Origin of the sequence: Haloarcula sp. R1-2, from assembly GCF_011627385.1 — an archaeon.
GTDB classification, from domain to species: domain Archaea; phylum Halobacteriota; class Halobacteria; order Halobacteriales; family Haloarculaceae; genus Haloarcula; species Haloarcula marismortui.
Genome location: NZ_JAANTG010000001.1, coordinates 275,034 through 297,269 on the forward strand (window position 1 = coordinate 275,034; position 22,236 = coordinate 297,269).

The window sequence follows — 22,236 nt, forward strand, 5'->3', positions numbered from 1 at the left end:
GAAACTTACAATGCGCGTTCGTGACTGGCAGGACATTCTCGAAGACGTGATGGAGAGCAATGCCAATCCGGGGGACTGGCGTGCCGTCGGGGGCGACCGCGCGAACGGAATCGGCGAGGACATCTACTTCGGTCACCCTGACGCCGGTGTCTATCAACTCAAAACCTACGCAAAGAACCCCTTCGAGGTACAGGGCGTCGGGTCGCAAGTGGCACGCCGTATCGACGATGATATCGACCCGCTGTTTCCAAACGACGGGTCCGGCATTTTCGGCGTCCAGCAGGGGCCGGAAGACGAGGACGACGCCAAAGAGAAGGCCAAGAACCTCGAAACGGTCCTCGAAACGCATGCGGACGCACCGACGTCACCGCAAGCGCTGCTGGAGGACATGATGGACGCGATGGACTCCCCGGCCTACGGGCCGATGGAGTTCGACCACCACGACCGACCAGACCAGATGAGCGAACTCACTGAGACGTTCGAAGAAGCGGAGGAACTACTCGACGCGGAGTTCGAGGACGTTATCGAAGAAGACGTAGAGCGGGGCTTCTACTGATGGTCAACCGAACACTCCCAGTCTGTACCGGGGGTCGCTAATGGTCGGCCCCTCGATGACGGACGCCGACCGGAAACGATTTCTCAGATACACACAAGTCGGATTCGCGCTTCTCATCGGCGTCTCGATGGGGCTTGTGACGTTGTACGGCGGTGCGGAACTGCTGATTGTTGCTGGAATGTTTGTTGGCGGAACCGTCGTTGGCGGTGGTCTCGCGTGGTACATCATCCCGGAGAGTATCGCGGAAACGCCGTACGAGTCAGTCGACAGAGGTCCGAAACCCGGCGCAAAAATGAAACAACAGCGGCAGGAAGACAACGGCTCCGGACAACGGGCAGCCGAGGACGACAGCCGACTCTCACAGAACCGCGATTAGAGGAAATCGTCCTGCATTGCCGGGTCCTGCTGTTCGGAGGCCGTCTGGTCGAAAATCTCTTCATCAAGCGTCTCGGTCTCTTCGGTCGTGGTATTGTAGGCCGAAATCCCTCGCTTTAGGAGGTCTTCCACGGCTTGGTCGCGGTTGAGGAACTCGCCCTGTTCGACGAGTCGCTGGATGTCCGAGTCCACCTGGTCCGGGAGTGACACCTTGATCTTGCTCACACTTGCCGCCTATACTGTTCGGACATAAAAACCCACCCCTGCTTTTGGGAGGGGTCAAAAAGGCGCACGCGTGAATGCGCGAAACCGTCACACACTTGCCGGCGGCCGACACGAACCACACTGTGAACGCGAACGACCGAGCGATCACCGCACTGGTCATGCTCGCACACGGACTCGTCCACACCTACGAGATGGCAGTCCCGATCTTTGTCGTCATCTGGCTCACCGAATTCGACCTCATCAATCTTGGTATCGCCCAGTTCAACGTGACGACGGCCACCGTCGGCGTCATCGTGACGCTGGGCTACGGCCTGTTCGGGGCTGGTGCGCTCCCGGGCGGTATCGTCGTTGACCGTATCGGCTCCCGTCGCCTCATCACGGGCTGTCTGCTCGGCATGGGTGGCTCGTACATCCTGCTTGGCCTTGCCCCGAGTATGGTCGTCATCGCGCTGGCGCTTGTCCTCTGGGGCCTCTCGGCCAGCGTCTACCACCCAGCCGGGCTCTCGCTCATCAGCAAAGGTGTCGAACAACGTGGGACCGGACTGGCCTATCACGGCGTCGCCGGCAACCTCGGAATCGGCCTCGGCCCGCTCGTCGCCGCAGTTCTCCTGCTGGTCGCCGAGTGGCGGACGGTCGCGCTCGTCCTTGGCGTTCCGGCGTTGCTTGCCGCCGTCTACGCCTCACAGGCGAGTTTCGACGAGACGGCGGCGGTGACGACGGCGACTGACGGCGGGTCGAAAGCCAGCAGCGGTATCGATTCGCTCGGGGAATTTCTCACAGAGAGCAAGCACCTGTTGACCGGGAGCTTCCTGCTGGTGTTCGTCGTCGTCATGTGCTCGGGGCTGTACTACCGCGGCGTCCTCACGTTCCTTCCGGAACTCCTGCGAGGCCTGCCGGGCTTCGAGCCCATCCCGATAGAGACGCTGTTGCCTCCCGGCGTCCTGTCGGCGCTCGGTATCGAGGCCGGGACGGGCCAGACGCTCAAGCCACAGGACTACTTTTATGCCGGCCTGTTGCTCATCGGCGTCCTCGGCCAGTACGCTGGCGGCAAACTGAGCGACCGGATTCCCGTCGAATACGGTATCGCCGGCTCGTTCCTGGTGCTTGCGGTGCTTGCGGTGCTGTTCGTCCCGGTGTCGGGGATGGGCCTCGGTCCGCTGGCGGTGCTGGGTGCGCTGCTGGGTGTCGCGCTGTTCGTCGTCCAGCCGATGTATCAGGCCGCAGTCGCGGAGTACACGCCCGCCGGAACGCGCGGACTCTCGTACGGCTTCACGTATCTGGGCGTGTTCGGCGTCGGCGCGCTCGGCGGTGGTCTCGCTGGGTCGATTCTGGCCTTCGCGAACGCGACGGCGCTGTTCGGGACGCTTGCCGGCATTGCACTCGTCGCTGTCCTTGCGGGGACCGCCCTCGCGCGGCGTTCGTGACTGCCTGAAGCTGCGGACAGGCCGTCGCATCGCTTGCTATTTCTGTCTGTACACTGTACCTGCCTCTCAGATGGACGCCGCAGTTATCGTCCCGGCCTACAACGAGGCGGAGTCGCTGGCCCGCTGTCTGGCTCCCTTCGAGTCACAGCCCGTCGAACTGGTCGTCGTAGTCGGCGGCGACGACGGCACGGAGCAGGTGGCCCGCGACACCCCTTTCGTCGACACCGTCGTCCGGTGCGACGAGGGCGGGGCGGGAATCGCCAGAAACCGCGGAGCCGCGGCCGCAACAGCCCCGATTCTGCTGTTCACCGATGCCGATACGGTGGTCCCCGAGGACTGGGTTCGCCTGCATCTCAGGCACTACGCTGACGACGAGGTGATCGGCGTTGGCGGGCCCGCACGGCCACTCGAAGACAGTCTCAAACACCGCGTGTTGTTCAAACTGCTGTCGGACTACTGGTATCGGGTGTCCTGGCCGCTGGGCTTCGTCCAGCAACCGGGCTTCAACTGTAGCTTCCGGGCCGACGCCTTCGAAGCCGCGGGCGGCTTCGACGAAGACATTCCGTTCATGGAGGACACGGAACTCTCACTGCGGATGAAAGACTACGGCCGAATCGTCTACGACGCTGACTCCTGTGTCGCTACGTCGGCCCGCAGAGAGGCAGACGAGGGATATGTCTCGCTATTTGCGAAGTACGTCCGCGGGTACGCGAACCACTACATCCTCCGCCGGGAGTTCGATGCCGATTACTTCTGAGAAGGGCAGTCTTTTCAACTCACACCCCGGAGCGGTGACACGATGAGTGGCTGGCGGTCACTGTCCCGACGTGCTGTCGAACAGGTACGGTCGGACTTCCGGGACGACCCCTATCTCCGCTACGTGCTCCTGCTATCGACTGTTATGGTCGGGTTCTGGTTCTGGCATCGCATTCCGAACTTTGCGACTCGTGACGAGTACAGTCGGTTGCTCGACGCCATGGTCGTCTACGGATCGGTTCTCGAAGAACCGAGCTTCGAGGGGCTCAAAGCCGGTATCGAGTGGGGCCGGGCCCCCTTCGGCGCGACGCTATATCTCTATGCGCTGGCCATCCTCCCCGTCGTGCTCGTCGCGGCTCTCACCGGGGATCTAGACGGGTTCACCACGATTGCCTTCCCCAGCTGGGAGTTCGGCCACTACGAGGTCTGGGCCGCCACGCCCGAGTGGATATGGACCTGGAGTCTCGTCTCCATCCGCCTGACAAACGTCGTCGCTGCGCTCTGTGCTGTCTACCTCACCTATCGCCTCGGTGTCGCAATCGAGGGGCGCAACGCCGGCCGGCTCTCGGCCGTCGTGCTCTCGCTGACTTTCGGCTTTCTCACAATCTCGAAGGAGGCCGGCGAGGATATGCCGGCGCTGGTGTTCGTCCTCCTCGCGCTGTACCTGCTGGTCAGGTACGTCCAGACCGACGACGGAACGCTGTTTCTGGCGGCGAGCGCGGCCGGTGGTGTCGCCATCGCGTTCAAACTGACGGCCGCGCCGGTCATTCTGCTTATCGGCGTGGCCTTCCTGCTCCGGGCTCACGCCGCCGACGCACCGCTGACGGAGACGCTCTACCGGCCGAAGCTCCTCCTGAGCGGCGCTCTGTTCGGGTTCGCCATGATTGTACTCGGATTTCCAACCGCCCTCGTGGCGGGGCCCGAGCCGTTCATCGAGCGGGTGTTCGGCGGCTCGACTTCGCGGATGAGCCACCCGACGGGACCCGACGCCCCGATGTGGTGGTGGTTCCTGCGGGGCTACTTCAGCGCGCTGGGACTGCCGCTGGTTACCGCGGCCGCCGCCAGTGTCGTGGCGACTGTTGCAACCATTCGTGACCGCGGTTCTGCATTTCACGGGACCGTCCTCATTCTGACCGGCCTGACGGCCTACATCGCGATGTTCTCCCAGTGGCACGACTTCCGGGTGCACCACCTCATACCGACGTTCCCGCTCATCGCCTTACTCGTCGGGGGGCGACTGGTGGAGCTCCGCGAACGCTCGTCGTCTCTGGCACGACCGGTGATGGCGGTTCTGTTGGTAACAACGGCCGTCTACGCCGGTATCGGGACGGCCCAGTTCGCGTCGATGCCCCGGGACGAAGCGACAGCGTGGCTCGAAAAGAACAGCGAGGATGGCGACGTGGTGGAGACGTATCGCGTCCATATTCAGGACACTGCCGTCCCGCACTCGCTGACCGCAAGACACGTCGCCGGCCAAGACTCGGAGGCGGAGGAAGCGATGGCGTGCCCGCGATACATTCAGGTCGGGTATCGGGACCTCCTGTACCTCAAGGAGGATACCTACTACCGCAACGGTGACGCACAGGCCGTCTATCTCCGGAACCTCCTGAACGAGGAGTCCAACTACCGAATCGTCGCGGAGTTCGGGGAGCGGCCACCGAACTTCGTGCCCCAGCGACCGACCCCCGGCTCGTTCACCGACCTGCTCCGGCTCGGCGTCGTCCCGCACACGGACCAGTTCGCCGACGAGCAGGAACTCGCGGCAAATCAGTACACCCTCATTCTGGAACGCGATGGCGAGTGCGATACGAGCCGTCATCCGCCGTTCTGAGTCCGCTTTGATGTATCCTGGGGGCCGGCTACTCCGTCGTCAGTGACGCGACATCGAGCCGGACAGAAGGATACCAGCCTGCGAGTGACGGCAGGTAAATACTGAGGAACCGGTCGACGAAGATGATGGGGATGATGACCTCCGCTGGAATACCCAGCGCGACGAACACCGCCGTCGCCGTGGCCTCGGTGATGCCGATGCCGCCGGGCGTCAGCGGCAGGAGCGTCACGGTGTACGCGACCAAGAGATACAGCGGCAACGCGACCAGCGGTTCGAACGCGACGCCGAAACTCCCCAGCAGCAGGCCGACGCGGACACCGGGTGCGAGCACGAGGTCGACGGCCCAGCCGACCGCGTAGCGGAGCCACACTGCCGGCTCGCTCGCGAGCGACCGAAACGTCGTTGTCGAACTGTCGGTGAACTCAAGCAGGCCGTCGAGACGCGCCGCGAGTGTCTCGCCGGCGCGTGGAACCCGGACTGCCACTCCTGACAGCCAGCCGATAAGCCGGTCCAGATAGTCGAGGTTGAGGCCGCCAAACAGTACCGTCAGGCCGGCCACGAAGTACAGGCTTGTCGCAAGCGCCAGCAACAGAATAAGTTCGACCCGGAGCAGTGGAATCGCCAGGATGAGGCCAGCAGTCGCCGCGACGCCGTAGTATAGGGCAAAGATGCTGGTGTGAAGCGCCGACGCGGCTGCAGCGTCGCTGTAAGCCATTCCGGTCTGGCTCCGGAGGACGAACGGCGCAGCCAGCCGTCCCGAGAGCCGCGACGGGAGCAACTGATTGACGAAGTTCACGATGAGCGTCGTCCCGGCGGCGGTCCGGAACTGGACCGGTGCGAGCGGGGTGATTACCGCGTGCCACGAGTAGGTCCGGCCACAGATACCGAGAACGCTGACGGCGACGACCGCGAGCGCCGTTTCGGTTTCGACGCTGGCGAGCAGGTCGATTGCGCTCGCGATGTCGAACTGCGTGAGCAGCCACGAAAGCGCAACGACGGCGATACCGTACTGGGCGACCGTGATCCCCAGATCACGAGCCCGACTCGTCACGGTGTCTCGCCCCTCTGTAGCTGCGTCGCGGCCGCTTCACCGTCCTCCAGAACTGTCCGCACGGTCGTGAACTCGAAGTCCTGTTGGAGAATCCGCTCGACGGCCCGGCGCATCCAGTCGCCGGTCCTGACGTACACCCGCGTCGGCACCCCTTCGACAGCTGGCAGGTCGACCAGTTCCCAGGGATGGACGTACAGCATCGGTGTGATACCCCGGCGGGCCAGCAGTTTCATGCCCAGAATCGTGTATCGCGGGCCGAAAAACCGGAGCCAGGTCCCGGTGAGGGGCAACTGCAGGCCGGGCATGACGCTTGCCGGGAACTCGGTAATGCTGTCCGGTGCGTCCGGGCGGACCGCCGTCGCTTGGACCGGTTCGTGAATGTCGTACTCGCCGCCGTACCACCCCGGAATCGACCGGCTTGAGACGACGCTAGAGTCGTACGTGTATCCGATGTCGGAAAGTAGATCGAAGTGGTCGTCGGTGATGTCGAAGGCGGGTGCTCGGAACCCTGAAACCCGCTCGTTGGTGACTCGCTCCAGCACGTCCTTCGACTGGGACAGCTCTCCCCGTCGCCCGTCGCTGTCGAGTGCTGAGAGCAACTGGTGGGTGTGCGTGTGCGAGGCGATTTCCAGGCCCGCGTCAGCGAGTGCCCGCACGGCGTCTGGATGGGACTCGGCGACTGACGACACCACGAACGCGGTCGAAGTCGCGTCGTACTCCGCGAGTGTCTCTCTGAAAAACCGGCCGCCGTCGAGGCCGACGCCGTCGCGGTCGGTCGTCCCCGACGCGCTCCGGTAGGCCGGCGTCTGAGTGAACAGTTCGAAATCTATCGATAGCACCGCGCGGTTACTCATCTTGCTTGTCCTCGGTCTGTAGCTGGTGTTCCTCAAGTTCGCTCCGGAGAAGGCTCAGCTCCTCGTTCAGCCGCGACAGCCGGTCGTACATGTGCCCGATGCGGTTGAGCAGGTACGTCACCGCCACAAACAGCGTCAGGTTCGAGATGACGAGGATGGCGCGGGCTTTCCACTCCAGGCCCAGTAGCCGCGCCACGACCTCGAACACGTTGGGGACGATAGCAACGACGATGAGCCCCGTGCCGAGCAGCAGCGACATCACGAACAACTCCAGCGACTCGCGTTCGCTCCTGACGATAATAAACCCGTTCGCGAGGAACGCCAGCCCGACGACCAGCGACAGGAGGTTAACCAGTGAGTAGTCGAATCCAAAGACCATAGTTAGCGAAAGAGGAGGACGCGAAACACCGTGTCAGTCATCCGGAGCGGGTAGAGCACGAGCGTGTCGAGGCTGAACTGTGACTCGCCCTCGTCCCGGATCGGCATCGCTATCGATACTTCTTCGATCCGCTGGCCGCGCTGGGCCGCATCGAGCGTCTGTTCGACTGCCCAGTGGTTGTCCGAGCGGTGGAGGATATCCTGCAGCGCCGACACGCGGTAGACGCGGAAACCGCTCGTTACGTCGGTAATGTCGATGCCGCCCAGCTTCCGCACGACGGTCGTAAAGAAGGTGATTCCCAGCCGTCTGATAAGCGGGTAGTCGTCGATGCTCTCGTTCAGGTAGCGGCTGCCGATGACCATGTCCGCGTCCTCGGCGTGGTCAAGGAGGGTCGGAATCTTCTCCGGGTCGTGCTGGCCGTCGGCGTCGACCTGCACGACGAAGTCGTAGTCGTGCCGAATTGCGTACTGATAGCCCGTCCTGACGGCCCCGCCGACACCGGTGTTGAACACGTGTGTAACGACGTGTGCGCCGTGCTCCCGGGCGATGGCCGCGGTGTCGTCCGACGACCCGTCATCGACGACGACGACCTCGTCGACGTAGCGGCTCGTTCCGTCGATCACCGACCCGATGGTGCTCGACTCGTTGTACGCGGGGATGACGGCGACTGTTCGCACTGGTGGAAACGCCGCTAGCAGCGAACTTAGAATTGTCGTTCTCTGGGATAGTTCACTTGCGGCCTGTGCGCCTGTCGTTGACCGCTCCACTCACGCCAGGCCGGCCTCTGTGAGCCACAGCCGGCGTGAACCTCGCCAGTCGGGACGCCCGCACTTCTCGCGAGCGAGGCAATGGTGGCTGTTCACATAACTCACGCTTCGAAGTCCGCTCGTAATAAAAATAGATCATGATGGATAGGGCAAGAATGAAAACACACCGCGCGGTACGTACTGGCATGAGTGTCGAGCAGGAGCAGACGGAACGGACCATCAGGTGTCTGGTGGCGAAAGTCGGACTCGACGGACACGACCGGGGCGCACACGTCATCGCGCGGGCGCTCCGTGACGCTGGCTTTGAAGTGATTTACTCAGGGCTCCATCGAGCGCCCGACGAAGTCGTGCAGGCCGCTGTGCAGGAGGACGTAGATGTCGTCGGCATCTCCATTCTCTCGGGGGCGCACAACACGCTGGTCCCAAAGATTCTCGACGGGCTAAGAGAGTATGACGCGTTCGATGACCGGCTCATCCTCGTCGGCGGCATCGTCCCGGATGACGATCAGGAGGAACTCCGCGGGCAGGGCGTCGACGAGATATTCGGTCCGGGCGCGTCCATGGAGGAGATGATCGACTACATCCACGAGAACGCGCCCGAGCGATGAGCGACCTCGTCGCTGACCTGCTTGCGGGCAAGCACAGCGCCCTCGCCAGAGTCATCACACTGATAGAGAACCGTTCGTCGGGGTACCGAGAGATAATTTCCGACCTCCATCAGCACACCGGCACAGCCGACGTTATCGGCGTCACCGGCAGCCCCGGCGCGGGCAAGTCCACGCTGGTCGATAAGGTCGCAGCGACCTACCGCGAGCAGGGACAGACCGTCGGCGTCATCGCTATTGACCCATCCTCGCCGTTCTCCGGCGGCGCGGTGCTCGGCGACCGGATACGGATGGCCTCGAACGCTGGCGATATGGATATGTTCTTCCGGTCGATGTCTGCTCGTGGCTCCCTCGGTGGGCTGTCGACGGCGACGACCGACGCCGTGACCGCGCTGGACGCGTTCGGCAAGGACAAGATCATCGTCGAGACGGTCGGCGCAGGACAAAACGAAGTCGACATCGTCCGCACCGCCGATACCGTCGCCGTGCTCGTGCCGCCGGGCAGCGGCGACGACGTCCAGATGCTCAAGGCCGGCATCCTCGAAATCGGTGACGTGTTCGTGGTCAACAAGGCCGACCTCGATGGGGCCGACCGGACCGTCCAGCAACTCCGGGAGATGTTACAGGGACAGAGCGGACGCCCGGACTCCGGCCATCACGGCGCGACTGAACTCGCCGGCGACCATGGCGATGCGTCCACCGATGCCGCCGATGATGAGGCGGACGAGTCGGAGACGTGGAACCCCCCTATCGTGGAGACAGTCGCCAATCGGGGCGAGGGCGTCGAAGATTTCTTAGACGCGCTTGCCAACCACGGCGCGTATCTGGACCGAACGGGCCGTCGAGAGGGGCAAGCCCGGGAGCGTTTCGCCGCCGAGATTCGAACTCTCCTTCGGGAGGATGCCAACGAACTACTGGTCGACGAACTTGACCGCCGCGGCGGCATCGAGCAGTACGTCGACGCCGTCATCGAGCGCCATACTGATCCGTACACGGTTGTCGACGAGGTGCTCGAACCGCTCCGAGAGTGTCTCGACGAGCGGCGCGACGGGAACTAACTTCGGGACTGTTGCGTTCGCGGAACCATGTCTGCCCGGACCGATAGCGACAGCTATCTGACGATCTTCCAGCATGTATAACATACTCCGGGTCCCAAGTCATCAGTATGAAACTCCGCAAGGCGCTCGGTGCGGTCGTTGGTGCGGTCGGCGCGACAGCCGCTGCCAACCGCGTGCTACAGTCGCGGGCCGGCGCGTTCGAACCGATGCTCGACGGGGAACAGGGGACGTACCGCTGGCGTGGGTTCGATATCGCGTACACTGAAGCCGGCGACCCGTCGGACCCGGACCTCGTGCTGTTCCACGGCATCAATGCCGCTGCCAGTAGTCACGAGTTCCATACGGTGTTTGACACCCTCGCAGAGGAATACCACGTCATCGCACCGGACCTGCCGGGCTTCGGGCACACGGACCGGCCACCGCTGCTGTACTCGGCGTCGCTGTACACGGCGTTCGTGCGGGACTTTATCGAGGACAACACGGCCGACGCGACCGTCGTCGCGTCATCACTGACCGGGGCCTACGCCGCCAGCGCGGCACAGGAGGTCAACGTCGAGGAACTCGTTCTCATTTGCCCGACGGACACCTCGATGGGCAACCGCACTGTCTGGCTCCGCTCGCTGCTTCGCGCGCCCGTCATCGGCGAGGGAATCTACAATCTCACTGTCTCGAAAGCCTCCATCCGGCACTTCCACGCCGACCACGGCTACTACGATATGGACAACCTCACCGAGGATGTCGTCGACTACGAGTGGCAGAGTGGCCACCAGCCCGGTGCGCGCTTTGCGCCGGCATCGTTCGTCTCCGGCTTCCTCGACCCGGAAGACGACCTCGGCGAAGTACTGGCCGGTCTCGACGTGCCCGTGACGATGGTCTGGGGCGAGGACGCCGACATCACGCCGTTGTCGAAGGGTCGCGACATGGCCGAGCAGGCAGATGCGATGCTCGTCGTGTTCGGTGACTCGCTGCTCCTGCCCCACGTCGAACACCCCGGTGAGTTCGTCGATGTGGTCCGGGACAGAGTGACTTCGGTAACAGTCGAAAACTGAGCCCTAGCGCGGTCGGAACACGACCGCTCTCTCGCCGGTTGTCACGCGTTCGCCGACATCGATGCCGACCACGTCGTCGATAGCAACGTCGTCCGGGTCCACGTCACGGACGAGGCCCGTGACCGATACCGGTCCGAAATCAGCGATGGCAGTGACGTAGGGCGCGTCGTCCTCGAACTGCGGCGTCGGGACCGTAATCGTCGTGTGGCTCGCGATTTCACCGGACTCCGGCAGGTCGACCGCCGAGAGGTCCTGGTCGTGACAGCGCGGGCACACCCGACGAGGCGGGAGCCAGCCGTGGCCGTTCGAACATTCGAGGTAGTACCCGTCGCCCGATTCGATGCTGTCGAGCCACGCGTCGTACTCGCCGTCTTGTGCGGATTCAGTCATTCTTGCACCTCCATGACGTGGACGGTCGTAGACGCGACCGTGCCGCCCGCGTTGTGTGCGACCCCGACGGTGCTGTCCGGCACGGCGTCGGCCCGCGGGTGTGACCCGTCGAGGAGCCAGGCGACCGTCGCTAACTGGGCAACACCGGTCGCGCCGACCGGGTGACCCTTGGCCTTCAGCCCGCCCGAGAGATTGATCGGGCGGTCGCCGTCGCGGGTCGTCTCGCCGTTGCGCGCCGCGGCGATGCCCTCGCCGCGCTCGTAGAAGCCAAGTGATTCGATTGCGAACACTTCCGCGATAGTGAAACAGTCGTGGACCTCGGCGAAATCAACATCGTCGGGACCGACGCCGGCGTCCCCGTAAGCCTCCTCCGCAGCCTTGTCGGCGGCGGGTGTCTGTGCCAGATGCGGGCGGTCCTGCAGTGCGAGGTTGTCGCCGCCCTGGCCGGTCCCGGTGATGGCGACTGGGGCGTCTAGGTCGTGTTCCTCGGCGTAGGACTCCGTGGTCAGGACAGCGGCCGCGGCCCCGTCAGTAATCGGACAGGAGTCATAGAGGCCGAGCGGGGACGCAATCGTCGGGGCGTCGATAGCGTCCTCGACCGTGATCTCCTTCTGAATCTGGGCGTGTTCGTTGACCAGCGCGTGCTCGTGGTTCTTGACGGCGATGTGAGCGAGGTCCTCGTGGGAGCCGCCGTACTGGTCGAAGTACGACCGGGCCATCAGCGCGTAGGCCCCCGGGAAAGTCATCCCGGCACGGACCTCGTAGAGGTCGTCGGCGGCGATGGCGAGCGCGTCTGTCGCCGCTGCGGTCCCGATATTGGTCATCCGTTCCGCGCCGCCGACGACGACGACCTCCGCCTCGCCATTCCGGATCGTCTTGACGGCTTCACGAACGGCTGTGCCGGCGGATGCACAGGCCGCTTCGACACGGGTCGCCGGAACGTCCAGCCCGATAGCCTCGGCCATCAGCGGTCCCTGATGGCCCTGATGTTCCGCGAGTTCTCCCATGAAGTTGCCGTAATAGAGCGCCTCAGCGTCTTCCGGGTCGATTCCGGCCTCCGATAGCGCTTCGAGTCCGGCCTCGGCGAACAGGTCTCGGCCGGTCCGTTTGGGGTGTTTCCCGAACTGTGTCACGCTGGCCCCGGCGATACGTGGGTCTGACATTACCTCCCAGTGTGCGCTGACGGCTTAAATGCCTACTGCTCGGGTGCTTAATTAGCGAATATTCGACGCTTTGAACGCCTACAAACTGGATATTGGTTTTCTACGGGAATTCCTTCTTACAACGGAATTATAGCCTTCAACGGAACTATTGCGTCAATTCACGATTTCGGCGATACGCTGGGGTTCGCCCGACAGCGCCGGTTCCGGCTCGACCATCTGCAGCACCTCGTGGTCGGTCACGTTCGGATACGACTTCTGGATGGCGTCCTCGATGAGGGCCTTTTCGAGGCGGAACTCCGTCCCCTCGTAGACGACATCGACACCCTGTTCGTCGAACGACAGTACAGTCATACCGCGGATTACGCACGGCACAAATAAAAGGATAGTCTCTCGGGCGGCCACGCTGGTTCAGGTAATCCGGTGGCCATCCGGCGAAACGCGGGTTCAGAACGGTCCGTGGGGGCCGTTACGAGTCGCCGTCGCTACCGACTCGGATGACCTGCAGCAGGGAGTACACCGGGACGCCGCGGATGTCGCCGATGCCGCGTTTGTCAGCCAGCACGACGCAGGCCACGGGATTGCCGCCCTGTTCGTGGATCGCGTCGATGGTTTCGCCCATCGTCTTGCCGCTCGTAATAGTGTCGTCGACGACGTAGCAGTCTCGGTTCCGGATCTGCGCGAAGTTCCGGGAGAACGAGCCATCGCTGGTCTCGCTCTCGTCGTCGTCCCACTGGTGTTTGGTCGGGGCGTACGTCCCGAGGTCGGTTTCCAGTTCCCGCGCAACGGTCGTCGCAAGCGGCGCGCCGGCCTTCTCGATGCCGATGGTAAGGTCCACATCGTCGCCTTTCTTCGAGAGCAGGTCCGCCATCGCCGCGCCCGCGTGGTACAGTCGGTTGCTGTCCCGACCGACAGCAGACCAGTCGACGTGGATATCGTGGGGACCGCCGTCGTCGCTCGTATCCGGTTCCGTGCCGGTGCCGCTACGTTCGACAAGCCAACTCGCCGTCTCGCGGGAGACGTTAAGCTCGTCAGCGATTTCGCCCTTAGAGAGGCCACGCTGTGCCAGGTCGGACGCGCTGTCGACGAGGTCGTCGATATTCTTCATACCATCATCTCCGTGTGCGAGGATTTAATAGGCAGTGTTCTTCAGCCATCAAAATCTATTTACAACACCAGTTGTACAATTCTAGCGGCTGGGTACATTCCCCCTGCTATCCGGGACTATGTGAGACCGCTGTTCGGTCAGCATCGTTCCCCACCAGCCCCACCCGGCCGACGCCAACTGTCTGCCACGCAGCATGGTTGTCCGCGGGACCGCACGCACCAGCGGTCAGGCGGGATTCTCCCGCCCTTTGCCGTCCATCGTCTCTCTCTGGGTCGAACCCGAATAGCGTCTCGAACACCAGACCTGACACCGGTTCGGCCGTTCAGTGTGTCTGGTTCAGTTGTTGTCCAGTTCAAAGGTGTAGAGTCGCTGCTCGCAGGTCGGACAGACGAGCGTCTCGTCGGGGTCCTGACGTGGGCCCAGATGGCCGCCACAGCACGACACCGACGACGACTCGACCAGTTCGGAGCCACAGACCGGGCAACTATCGAGAAACATCCGGAAGGCCTCCGCACCGGCGATTCTGAGCCGTTCGTCGTCGAGACGCTCGCCGAGAACCTCGTATGCTGCGAGTTCGGCGACGACGACCGGACGGGGAAGGAGCTGTTTGTGCTCGGAACCGAGCACGACCCACTCCGCGTCGTCGACGTACTGCTCCGCGTGCCCGACCTGCTCCAGCGACGCCTGCAGTGTTGTCGAGAGACTGTCGAGTGATTCCGCTGCCAGTTCGTCCATTCGGTCGTGCCAGGCAGTGTCGACGGTCGCTTCAGGAAACAGCCGTTCGCCCTCGAGTTCGATGACGCCCGCTGCCGAGAGTTCCCGGAGGATGGTTTCGCCGTCCAACTCCACATCCTCGGCCAGCGAGTCACGCTTCTCGTGGGCCATGGCTTCCTGCGTTGCCGCGTCGTGTGCGGACTCCCCGTGAAACCACTCGTTCGGGACCGGTGATATCGCCACCAGCCGCGGGGCAAATTCAGGCGTGTACGGAACCAGATACCCCCGGAGATAGACCACCGCGACGCCAACAACAGCAACCAGTAGACTCAGTAACGAGCGTTTGCGTGCACGCAAGAACAGTGCCAGAAGCCCGACAAGCCCCAGGTTCAAGACCGTACACGGCCAGCATCTGTTCGCTCCGGTGTAGGACTCGTCGCTGAGGGTTTCGAGTACTTCCATCGGGTCAGATTCCTGCGGTGCGGACTCTCGGTTCATGTTCGGACAACGGTATGCAGTCCCAAAATTCTTTAACAACAGCTGTGGTACAAAGTGTCATGAGTGACTCGCCGGTGACATACACCACGCTCGGGTCGACAGGGCTCGACGTGTCTGAACTCTGTCTCGGAACGATGAACTTCGGGAGCGCGGAGCCCTGGATGCTAAACGACGAGGCCGAGAGCCGTCGGATACTCGAACGGGCGCTCGATCTGGGTATCAACTTCTTCGATACGGCCAACGCCTACTCGAACGGCGAGAGCGAGCGGATTCTTGGCGAGGCCGTCGACTCCGCTCGCCGCGGCGAACTGGTCCTGGCATCGAAGGTGTACTTCGATATGCACGACGGACCGAACGGGAGCGGACTCTCGAAGAAACACATCATCGACCAGTGTCACGCCACGCTGGACCGCCTCGGCGTCGACTATCTCGACCTCTACCAGATCCACCGGTGGGACGAGGATACGTCAATCGAGGAGACGCTGGACGCGCTGACGTATCTCGTCGACGAGGGGCTGGTCCGCTACATCGGCGCGAGCACGATGGCAAACTGGCAGTTCCAGAAGGCGCTGTACACCGCAGATATCGAGGGGTACGAGCGGTTCGTCTCGATGCAACCGGAGTACAACGCTGTCGACCGGCACGAGGAGGCGAACCTCCTACCCGTCTGCGAGATGGAGGGGGTCGGTGTCATTCCGTGGTCGCCGCTGGCCGGCGGCTTCCTCGCCGGGAAGTACGACCGCGACGACGACCTATCCGAGGGGCGGGCGAGTACGGACGAGTACACAGCAAACCGGTTCAGCGACGAGAACTGGGCGGTCCTCGACGAGGTGCAGTCGATTGCTGACGAAAAGGACGCAACGCCGGCACAGGTCAGCCTGGCGTGGCTTTGTCATCAGGACGTTGTTGACGCACCGATCATCGGGCCGCGGACGATGGACCACTTGGAGGAGAACGTCGGTGCACTTGACGTCGACCTAACCGACGAGGAGTGTGCCCGAATCGAGGCTCCGAAACAGCCACAGTGGCCGGTCGAGGGCAAGGACTGACCGATGATCTCGATGGATAACCATGCACGTTAACTGCGTTCTCAGTTTCCCTGTACACACATGGACGACAGCGAACTAACCGATGTCCTCGAAGATGCCGGTCTCTCTCCGTATCAGGCGGAGGCCTACGTGGCGTTGCTTGGGCTGGGGACCGCATCGGCGACCGACATCGCGGACTCCTGTGACGTTCCGGACCCGCGGATTTACGATGTGCTCCGGGACCTGGAAACGAAGGGGTATATCGAGACGTTCCAGCAGGACAGTCTGACCGCTCGCGCCCGCAACCCAGATGTAGTCCTTGAAGACCTGCGGTCCCGGTCGAGCAAGTACCTCAACGCGGCAGAAACGATCGAGGAACGCTGGAACCAGCCCGAGATATCCGACCACGAGGTCAGTATCGTCAAGCGGTTCGAGACGGTCGTCAGCCGGGCCCGAGAACTCATCGAAGCGGCCGAAAACCAGATCCAGGTCGGCGTAGACCCGGAGCAGTTCTACGCGGTCCGTGAGGAACTCATCGCCGCTCACGACCGCGGCGTGAACATCAAACTCAGCATCTGTACGGGTGCTGGTGAGGACGTACCGCCGCTTTCCGACATCGAAGGCACCTGTACGGAGGCCCGGAACCGCGAGATTCCAGCCCCGTTTTTCGTTCTCGTCGACCGGACCTGGACGTGCTTTGCCCCACACCACGACTCGGTCAACGAGTACGGCGTCCTCGTCAAGGACCGGACCCACACCTACGTCTTCCACTGGTTCTTCCTGACCTGCCTGTGGGAGATCTGGGACACATTGTACACCGAGCGGACGCCGGAAACCCCGACGACGTACGTCGACCTCCGCCACGCTGTCCGGGATATCGAACCGCTGTTAAACGAGGAGGCGACCATCGAGGCCGTCGTCGTGGGGTACGACACGGAAACCAAAGAGTCGGTTGAGCTGACAGGGCGTGTTACCGACATCGACTACACCGGGAGTAGCATCGGACGGAAGGACCCGGTCCCACTGGCACAACTGGCCGGCCGAATCAGTGCGTCGCTGGTCACCGACGACGGGACGTACGAGGTCGGTGGCTGGGGCGCTGTCATCGAGGAAGTCGAGGCCACCGAGATTACGATTACGAACGTCGAGTACGAGTAACGAGACACCGGTTTCTCGGATCGAGGAAACTCTCCCTCAGTTTGCGCGTTTGAGCTCTTCTGTGTGCCAAACAGCTGTTTGACCTATCCCCGCGTATATATACTGAAAGATTTATACGATATAGAGTAATCAATAATATATCACGATAGCCGGGTGGAGGGGGGACAATTAACAACACCTGTGGTTAATTATGGACAACCTTTAAGGTGTGTCCGGGATAGCTCAGAATAGACATGTCGGACAATGGCACAAGCGGCGAGCGGAACTCGACAGGCGTTTCCCGGCGACGGTTTGTCCGTGCCGCCGGAGCAGCAGGTGTCGTCAGTGGACTGGCGGGCTGTGCGGACTTCGTCGGCGGTGGCGGTGACGGCGGTAGCGGTGACGGCAGTGACGGTGGTTCGACTGGCGACGGTAGCAGCGGCGAGACGACGACGGTCCAGTGGGGCTTCGACCCGGTGGCCGTCCAGAATAACGGCGATGCAATCAAGCAGGCACTCCACGACAACGGCCTGCCGGACTCCATCGAAATCGAATTCGTCCCGCGTGATCAGGACACCGGTGCTGCTCGGTCGAACTACAACCGCCTGCTCTCGGCCGGCGAGACGAACCCGGATATGTTCCTGATGGATAACGGCTGGACGAATATCTTCATCCAGCGGGGCCAGCTTCAGAACCTCTCGCAGACGCTGCCAGAGGACCTCCTCTCGGACGTCTCGGACAACTACTTCTCGGCGTTCACGGACACGGCCCGGAACCCGGGTAGCGGTGACCTGTTCGGCGTGCCGGTGTTCCCGGACTTCCCGACGATGCAGTACCGCAAGGACCTCGTCGAGGAAGCCGGCTACAGTCCCGAAAGCAACAACTGGGCGACCGAGCCGATGACGTGGGAGGAGTGGTCGAACATCGCCGCGGACACCTACGACAACGCCGACGTTGACTTCGGCTTTACGACCCAGTGGGATATCTACGAGGGAACCTCCTGCTGTACGTTCAACGAGGTCATGTCCTCGTGGGGCGGCGCGTACTTCGGCGGCCGCGACAACCTCTTTGGCCCAATCGGGGAGCGACCGATCACGGTCAACAACGAAGAGGTCATCAACTCCCTGAACATGATGCGGAAGTTCGTCCACGACGAGGACTTCGGCGGTCAGTTTGAGGGCTACGGCGGCGGCTTCACCCCGACCGAAATCCTCGGCTGGAAGGAGGAAGACGCTCGCGCGCCGTTCGTCAACGGCAACGCTGTCTTCCACCGTAACTGGCCCTACTCGCTGGCGCTTGGCGGCCGTAACCCGGAAGAAACCGAGGACCCGGCGCTCGGCGAGAACCTCGGCGCAATGCCGATTCCGTACGCGGTGCCCGAGAGCGAGGCAGCACAGCCCGGCACGGGTGGCTCCACAGCCGCGCTCGGTGGTTGGCACATGACCGTCAACCCCAACAGCGAGCAATTAGACGCCGTGACGCAGGTCATACGTGCCGCGATGCAGCCGGACTTCCAGCTCACGCTGCTGTCTGTTCAGGGATGGCTGCCGCCGCGGCCTGAACTGTTCAACTCCAGCGAGGCCCAGAACGTGCCCGTCGTTGGCCGGTACATGGACACGCTGCAGGTCGCTGGTAACAACACGATGCCGCGCCCGGTGACGGCCGTTTGGAGCGACCAGTCCAGCAAAATTGCACAGCAAGCGAACCGTGCAGTCGGGCAGGAAGCCTCCTCGGCTGACGCGATGGCGACACTCGAGTCCTCGCTCGAATCGACAGAACAGACCTGAAGGCACAGGCAAGCGTTACAAAACCACCCCTGTGATTATTTACCATGACACATTCAAACGACGGACGGAGGTAACCGAATGAGTACAGAAACCGGCCGTGAATCCAGACGCTCGGGGGCACTCGTCAGCGTGATGCGGTGGATGGAGAACCTCAGCGACACGCAGTACGCGTATCTGCTGTTGGTGCCCGTGTTCGTCCTTCTGGGCATCGTCGCGCTGTACCCGCTGTTGCGCACCTTCGAGCTGTCGCTGTTCGCGCTCTCGGCGGACTTTTCAAGCACTACCTTCGTCGGCGCTGGGAACTACGTCGAACTGTTCACTGGCGAAAAGAACCGGTACCTGCCGGGCGGAACGACATTCCTTCCCGAAGGAGTTGGCACGAGTGCATTGCTGAACAGCGCGCTGGTCGTCACGATAATCTTCGCCGTCGTGAGTGTACTGTTCGAGACACTCATCGGCCTCGGACAGGCACTCATCCTTGACCAGGACTTCTACGGGCGGCGGTGGATTCGCGCGGCCATCATCATCCCGTGGGCTGTCCCTATCGTTATTCAGGGGATGATATTCTTCCTGATGTTCAATTCGAACGTCGGGTTCCTGACGCCACCGCTTGCTGACCTTGGATTGCTCGCGCCGACGAACACGCTCAACGACACGGCAAGTGCGACGTTTATCATCATCGTCGCCGATATCTGGAAGACGTCGGCGTTCATGGCCCTGCTCATTTTGGCGGGGCTCCAGAGCATCGACAGAGGCCTGTACGACGTGGCGAAGGTCGCCGGCGCGACGAAATGGCAGCAGTTCAAGCTCATTACGTTCCCGCTTATTCTGCCGACCATCGGCGTTGCCGTGCTGTTCCGGTCGGTGCAGGCGATGCGTGTGTACGGCATCATCGATACGGTGTCGAGCTGTACCGTCGTGCCGTCGCTGTCATGCATGGTCGTCGCGACGTTCACCACCCGTGAAGGGACGTCCGCGGCCATCGCGTTCGTGACGGCCGCGATTATCGGTATCGTCGTGATGGGACTCATCGTCTGGCAAGGGGAGGACGCGATCTAACATGGCTACGTCAACCGACACTCAGGAGCAGTCGAGCGACGGACCGCTACAGCGCTGGACCCAGAGCGCCATTCAGGACCCCGAAAAAGTGTACCGGGCGCTGTTCTACGTGGCCATGATTTTCTTCCTGGTGACGACGCTGTTCCCCTTCTACTGGCTCATCGTGTTGGCGGTGACTCCCGAAGGAAACCTGCTCTCGGGCAGTTTCCTCCCGACGGTGAACCTCTTTGGCATCAGCGGGACGTTCCCGCTGCCAGTTCCGAAGGGTTTCAACCCGGGTGCGTTCGTCACCGTCTTCGAACAGGTGCCGTTCCACCTGTACATGTTGAACAGCTTCGCGCTGGCGGTCACGACGACGGTCATCGTGCTGTTCGTCGCCAGCCTCGCCGGCTACGTGTTCGGCCGCCTTCGGTTCCCCGGCCGCGCACTGCTGATGCTCGGTATCCTGGCGATCAGCTACTTCCCGCCGGCCGCGTTCGTCATCCCGCTGTTTCAGGCGTTTGCCGGTAACGCGCCGATTACGGTTCCGTTCACGTCCATTCCGCTGTTTACCCCACCGCGGCTGCTGAACACGCCAGGGTCGATGGTGCTGCCGTTCAGCGCGCTGTTCATGCCGCTGTCGATCTTCATCCTGACGACGTTCTACGGCCAGATTCCCGACGGGCTGGAGGACGCCGCGCGGGTCGAAGGAACGACACGACTGGGCGCGCTGTTCCGGGTCATCATGCCGCTGTCCGCGCCGGGCGTGGCGACCGCGGCCGTGCTGACGTTCATCGCCGTCTACAACGAGTACTTCTTCAGCTCGATCATGGCAACCTCGCCGGAGGCGGCGAAATGGTCGCCGATCGTCGGCGGGATTCTCAGCTACCAGACCCAGTACACGACGCAGTTCAACCTCATGGCGGCCGCGAGCATCGTCGGGGTCCTCCCCGTCGTCATCCTCGTTATCGTCGCACAGGAACGCATCGTCAGCGGACTGACCTCAGGCGCACTCAAAGAGTAACACAATGGCAAGAGTACGACTCGAACACGTAACGAAACGCTACGACGACCAGGGTGACGTTGTCACCGCGGTCGACGACATGAACCTCGATATCGCCCACGGCGAGTTCATCTGTTTCGTCGGCCCATCCGGCTGTGGAAAGTCGACGACGATGGAGACCATCGCCGGGCTCACCATCCCGACCGAAGGTGAAATATACATCGGCGACCGCGAGGTGACGAACCTGCCACCGAAGGACCGCGGCATCGCGATGGTGTTCCAGAACATCGCGCTGTTCCCGCACATGGACGTGTACGACAACATATCCTTCGGGCTGCGGCTGCGGGACTATCCACAGGACGAGATTGACCGACGGGTCGAGCGAGCCGCGGACATCGTCCAGCTAGAGGGGATGCTCAACCGGATGCCCGAGGAGATGTCCGGTGGACAGCGTCAGCGCGTTGCCATCGCCCGCGCTATCGTGCGCGAGCCCGACGTGTTCCTGATGGACGAGCCGCTGGCGAATCTTGACGCGAAGCTCAAGGTCCACATGCGAACAGAGCTCCAGCGCCTGCACAAGGAGCTGGACACGACTATCATCTACGTGACCCACGACCAGGAGGAGGCGATGACGCTGTCAGACCGGATCGCTGTCCTCGATTCGGGCCAGCTCCAGCAGATCGACCCGCCGCTGACCTGCTACAACGAGCCGGATAACCTCTTCGTCGCCGGGTTCATCGGCTCGCCGTCGATGAACTTCGTCGAAGGGACAGTCACTGAGACCACACTGGAGACGCCGAACTTCTCGCTCGAGTTCAATCCGTCGTCCATCGAAGGTGTTGGAGTCGGTGACAATGTGACGCTTGGCATCCGGCCGGAGGACATCTATCCGGGCGACCTCCAGTCGGAGGTTCCCGATCCCTCAGGAATGATTACGGCGACGACAGACATCCTCGAACCCATGGGCGACGAAATATTCGCCTACCTGCTGCTGGGCGACGGCGAAACGTCGATGTCTCAGGAACTGGCGACAAACGACCAGTTGCTGATGAGTATCGACCCCGACTCGGACCTTGAAGAGGACGAAGAGCTGGGGGTCGTCATCGACCGACGGAACGTTCACCTGTTTGACTCGGCTACCGGTGAGGCAATCGTCCACGACCTCATTCCGTACGAGGCCGAAGGTACTGCATCCAGTAGCGAAGTAGAATCAGACGACTGATATGAGTAGCCACCTCGCGATGCTGTATTGGAGCGGGATGCTCGTGCTGTTTTTCTTCTGGGCGTACGGTATCGTGTCGTTCGTCCTCGATCTGAAGAACAAAATCGTCCCCGGAATCATTCAGTATCGGCGCGGCCGACGCCGCGAGAAGGCGAAACAGGAACAGGAAGAGGAACGTGAAGAGCGTGAACAGCAGTTGTATTAATTTAATTTGGTGACAC

Annotated in this window: 25 protein-coding genes; 15 read left to right on the plus strand and 10 right to left on the minus strand. The window is 62.4% G+C overall.

Translation table 11 applies throughout. The annotated features are described in order from the left end of the window. The first annotated feature begins 10 nt into the window (after positions 1–10). Positions 11–556: a hypothetical protein gene (locus tag G9C82_RS01270; RefSeq protein WP_004961247.1), complete on the plus strand. Its 546-nt coding sequence runs from the start codon at positions 11–13 to the stop codon at positions 554–556. 40 nt (positions 557–596) lie between these two features. After that, the gene (locus G9C82_RS01275; RefSeq protein WP_004961249.1) at positions 597–932 is read left to right on the plus strand and encodes a hypothetical protein; all 336 of its coding nucleotides are present in this window, start codon (positions 597–599) and stop codon (positions 930–932) included. Here G9C82_RS01275 and G9C82_RS01280 read toward each other — a convergent pair. Next, a complete protein-coding gene (locus tag G9C82_RS01280) occupies positions 929–1,156 on the minus strand; it encodes a ribbon-helix-helix domain-containing protein (protein ID WP_004518043.1) in 228 nt (75 codons plus the stop codon). The two genes, G9C82_RS01275 and G9C82_RS01280, sit on opposite strands and share 4 nt — an antisense overlap. A 74-nt stretch (positions 1,157–1,230) precedes the next feature. Here G9C82_RS01280 and G9C82_RS01285 point away from each other — a divergent pair, with 74 nt between their 5' ends. From G9C82_RS01285 to G9C82_RS01295, 3 genes are all read left to right on the plus strand, one after another. After that, positions 1,231–2,580, plus strand: coding sequence for an MFS transporter (locus G9C82_RS01285; protein ID WP_127013169.1), 1,350 nt, complete (start codon positions 1,231–1,233; stop codon positions 2,578–2,580). A gap of 70 nt (positions 2,581–2,650) precedes the next feature. After that, positions 2,651–3,337: a glycosyltransferase gene (locus tag G9C82_RS01290; protein ID WP_127013170.1), complete on the plus strand. Its 687-nt coding sequence runs from the start codon at positions 2,651–2,653 to the stop codon at positions 3,335–3,337. A gap of 42 nt (positions 3,338–3,379) precedes the next feature. Further along, a complete protein-coding gene (locus G9C82_RS01295; RefSeq protein WP_127013171.1) occupies positions 3,380–5,167 on the plus strand; it encodes a glycosyltransferase family 39 protein in 1,788 nt (595 codons plus the stop codon). 28 nt (positions 5,168–5,195) lie between these two features. Here the strand turns inward: G9C82_RS01295 and G9C82_RS01300 are convergent, their stop codons facing one another. Genes G9C82_RS01300 through G9C82_RS01315 form a run of 4 tightly spaced genes read right to left on the minus strand, consistent with a single transcriptional unit; the run spans position 5,196 to position 8,128 of the window. Beyond that, positions 5,196–6,218 (minus strand): lysylphosphatidylglycerol synthase transmembrane domain-containing protein, encoded by a 1,023-nt coding sequence (locus tag G9C82_RS01300; RefSeq protein ID WP_127013172.1) that lies wholly within the window; start codon positions 6,216–6,218, stop codon positions 5,196–5,198. Continuing rightward, positions 6,215–7,072 (minus strand): polysaccharide deacetylase family protein, encoded by an 858-nt coding sequence (locus G9C82_RS01305; protein ID WP_127013173.1) that lies wholly within the window; start codon positions 7,070–7,072, stop codon positions 6,215–6,217. The genes G9C82_RS01300 and G9C82_RS01305 overlap by 4 nt, the downstream gene beginning before the upstream one ends. Next, positions 7,065–7,451: a DUF2304 domain-containing protein gene (locus G9C82_RS01310; protein WP_004961262.1), complete on the minus strand. Its 387-nt coding sequence runs from the start codon at positions 7,449–7,451 to the stop codon at positions 7,065–7,067. Before G9C82_RS01310 ends, G9C82_RS01305 begins: the two co-directional genes overlap by 8 nt. Before the next feature lie 2 nt (positions 7,452–7,453). Continuing rightward, positions 7,454–8,128 (minus strand): glycosyltransferase family 2 protein, encoded by a 675-nt coding sequence (locus G9C82_RS01315; RefSeq protein ID WP_007190347.1) that lies wholly within the window; start codon positions 8,126–8,128, stop codon positions 7,454–7,456. Positions 8,129–8,403: 275 nt separating this feature from the next. Between G9C82_RS01315 and G9C82_RS01320 the strand changes: the two genes are divergently transcribed. From G9C82_RS01320 to G9C82_RS01330, 3 genes are all read left to right on the plus strand, one after another. Beyond that, positions 8,404–8,826: a cobalamin B12-binding domain-containing protein gene (locus G9C82_RS01320; RefSeq protein ID WP_004961266.1), complete on the plus strand. Its 423-nt coding sequence runs from the start codon at positions 8,404–8,406 to the stop codon at positions 8,824–8,826. Continuing rightward, positions 8,823–9,881, plus strand: coding sequence for a methylmalonyl Co-A mutase-associated GTPase MeaB (meaB, locus tag G9C82_RS01325; RefSeq protein ID WP_007190348.1), 1,059 nt, complete (start codon positions 8,823–8,825; stop codon positions 9,879–9,881). Before G9C82_RS01320 ends, meaB begins: the two co-directional genes overlap by 4 nt. 107 nt (positions 9,882–9,988) lie before the next feature. Beyond that, a complete protein-coding gene (locus G9C82_RS01330) occupies positions 9,989–10,930 on the plus strand; it encodes an alpha/beta fold hydrolase (protein ID WP_121303096.1) in 942 nt (313 codons plus the stop codon). Positions 10,931–10,933: 3 nt separating this feature from the next. On the opposite strand, the gene G9C82_RS01335 is transcribed toward G9C82_RS01330, so the two are convergent. The 5 genes from G9C82_RS01335 to G9C82_RS01355 all read right to left on the minus strand — a co-directional run bounded on the left by G9C82_RS01335 (position 10,934) and on the right by G9C82_RS01355 (position 14,800). Beyond that, positions 10,934–11,320 (minus strand): Zn-ribbon domain-containing OB-fold protein, encoded by a 387-nt coding sequence (locus tag G9C82_RS01335; protein ID WP_004961272.1) that lies wholly within the window; start codon positions 11,318–11,320, stop codon positions 10,934–10,936. Then, on the minus strand, positions 11,317–12,483 hold the full coding sequence (locus tag G9C82_RS01340; protein WP_127013174.1) for a thiolase domain-containing protein: 1,167 nt from the start codon (positions 12,481–12,483) through the stop codon (positions 11,317–11,319). The genes G9C82_RS01335 and G9C82_RS01340 overlap by 4 nt, the downstream gene beginning before the upstream one ends. 153 nt (positions 12,484–12,636) lie before the next feature. Further along, complete coding sequence (locus G9C82_RS01345; RefSeq protein ID WP_004518030.1) at positions 12,637–12,834, minus strand: DUF5800 family protein; 198 nt, start codon at positions 12,832–12,834, stop codon at positions 12,637–12,639. Positions 12,835–12,949: 115 nt separating this feature from the next. Beyond that, the gene (gfcR, locus tag G9C82_RS01350; protein ID WP_004961276.1) at positions 12,950–13,588 is read right to left on the minus strand and encodes a transcriptional regulator GfcR; all 639 of its coding nucleotides are present in this window, start codon (positions 13,586–13,588) and stop codon (positions 12,950–12,952) included. A gap of 336 nt (positions 13,589–13,924) precedes the next feature. Next, on the minus strand, positions 13,925–14,800 hold the full coding sequence (locus G9C82_RS01355) for a hypothetical protein (protein ID WP_127013175.1): 876 nt from the start codon (positions 14,798–14,800) through the stop codon (positions 13,925–13,927). A gap of 59 nt (positions 14,801–14,859) precedes the next feature. On the opposite strand from G9C82_RS01355, the gene G9C82_RS01360 reads away from it, so the two are divergent. From G9C82_RS01360 to G9C82_RS01390, 7 genes are all read left to right on the plus strand, one after another. Further along, complete coding sequence (locus G9C82_RS01360; protein ID WP_121303093.1) at positions 14,860–15,849, plus strand: aldo/keto reductase; 990 nt, start codon at positions 14,860–14,862, stop codon at positions 15,847–15,849. A 60-nt stretch (positions 15,850–15,909) separates the two neighbouring features. After that, positions 15,910–16,986, plus strand: coding sequence for a TrmB family transcriptional regulator (locus G9C82_RS01365; RefSeq protein ID WP_127013176.1), 1,077 nt, complete (start codon positions 15,910–15,912; stop codon positions 16,984–16,986). Positions 16,987–17,219: 233 nt separating this feature from the next. Beyond that, positions 17,220–18,752, plus strand: coding sequence for a substrate-binding domain-containing protein (locus G9C82_RS01370; RefSeq protein WP_127013177.1), 1,533 nt, complete (start codon positions 17,220–17,222; stop codon positions 18,750–18,752). Positions 18,753–18,830: 78 nt separating this feature from the next. After that, the gene (locus tag G9C82_RS01375) at positions 18,831–19,811 is read left to right on the plus strand and encodes a carbohydrate ABC transporter permease (RefSeq protein WP_007190355.1); all 981 of its coding nucleotides are present in this window, start codon (positions 18,831–18,833) and stop codon (positions 19,809–19,811) included. Between the two features lies 1 nt (position 19,812). Further along, positions 19,813–20,814 carry a carbohydrate ABC transporter permease gene (locus G9C82_RS01380; RefSeq protein ID WP_127013178.1) on the plus strand — a complete coding sequence of 334 codons (1,002 nt, stop codon included), beginning with the start codon at positions 19,813–19,815 and terminating at the stop codon, positions 20,812–20,814. Positions 20,815–20,818: 4 nt separating this feature from the next. Next, entirely contained in the window at positions 20,819–22,015 is a 1,197-nt protein-coding gene (locus G9C82_RS01385) for an ABC transporter ATP-binding protein (RefSeq protein WP_004961289.1), read from the plus strand. 1 nt (position 22,016) lies between these two features. After that, positions 22,017–22,220, plus strand: coding sequence for a hypothetical protein (locus G9C82_RS01390; RefSeq protein ID WP_005534343.1), 204 nt, complete (start codon positions 22,017–22,019; stop codon positions 22,218–22,220). Positions 22,221–22,236 lie beyond the last annotated feature (16 nt).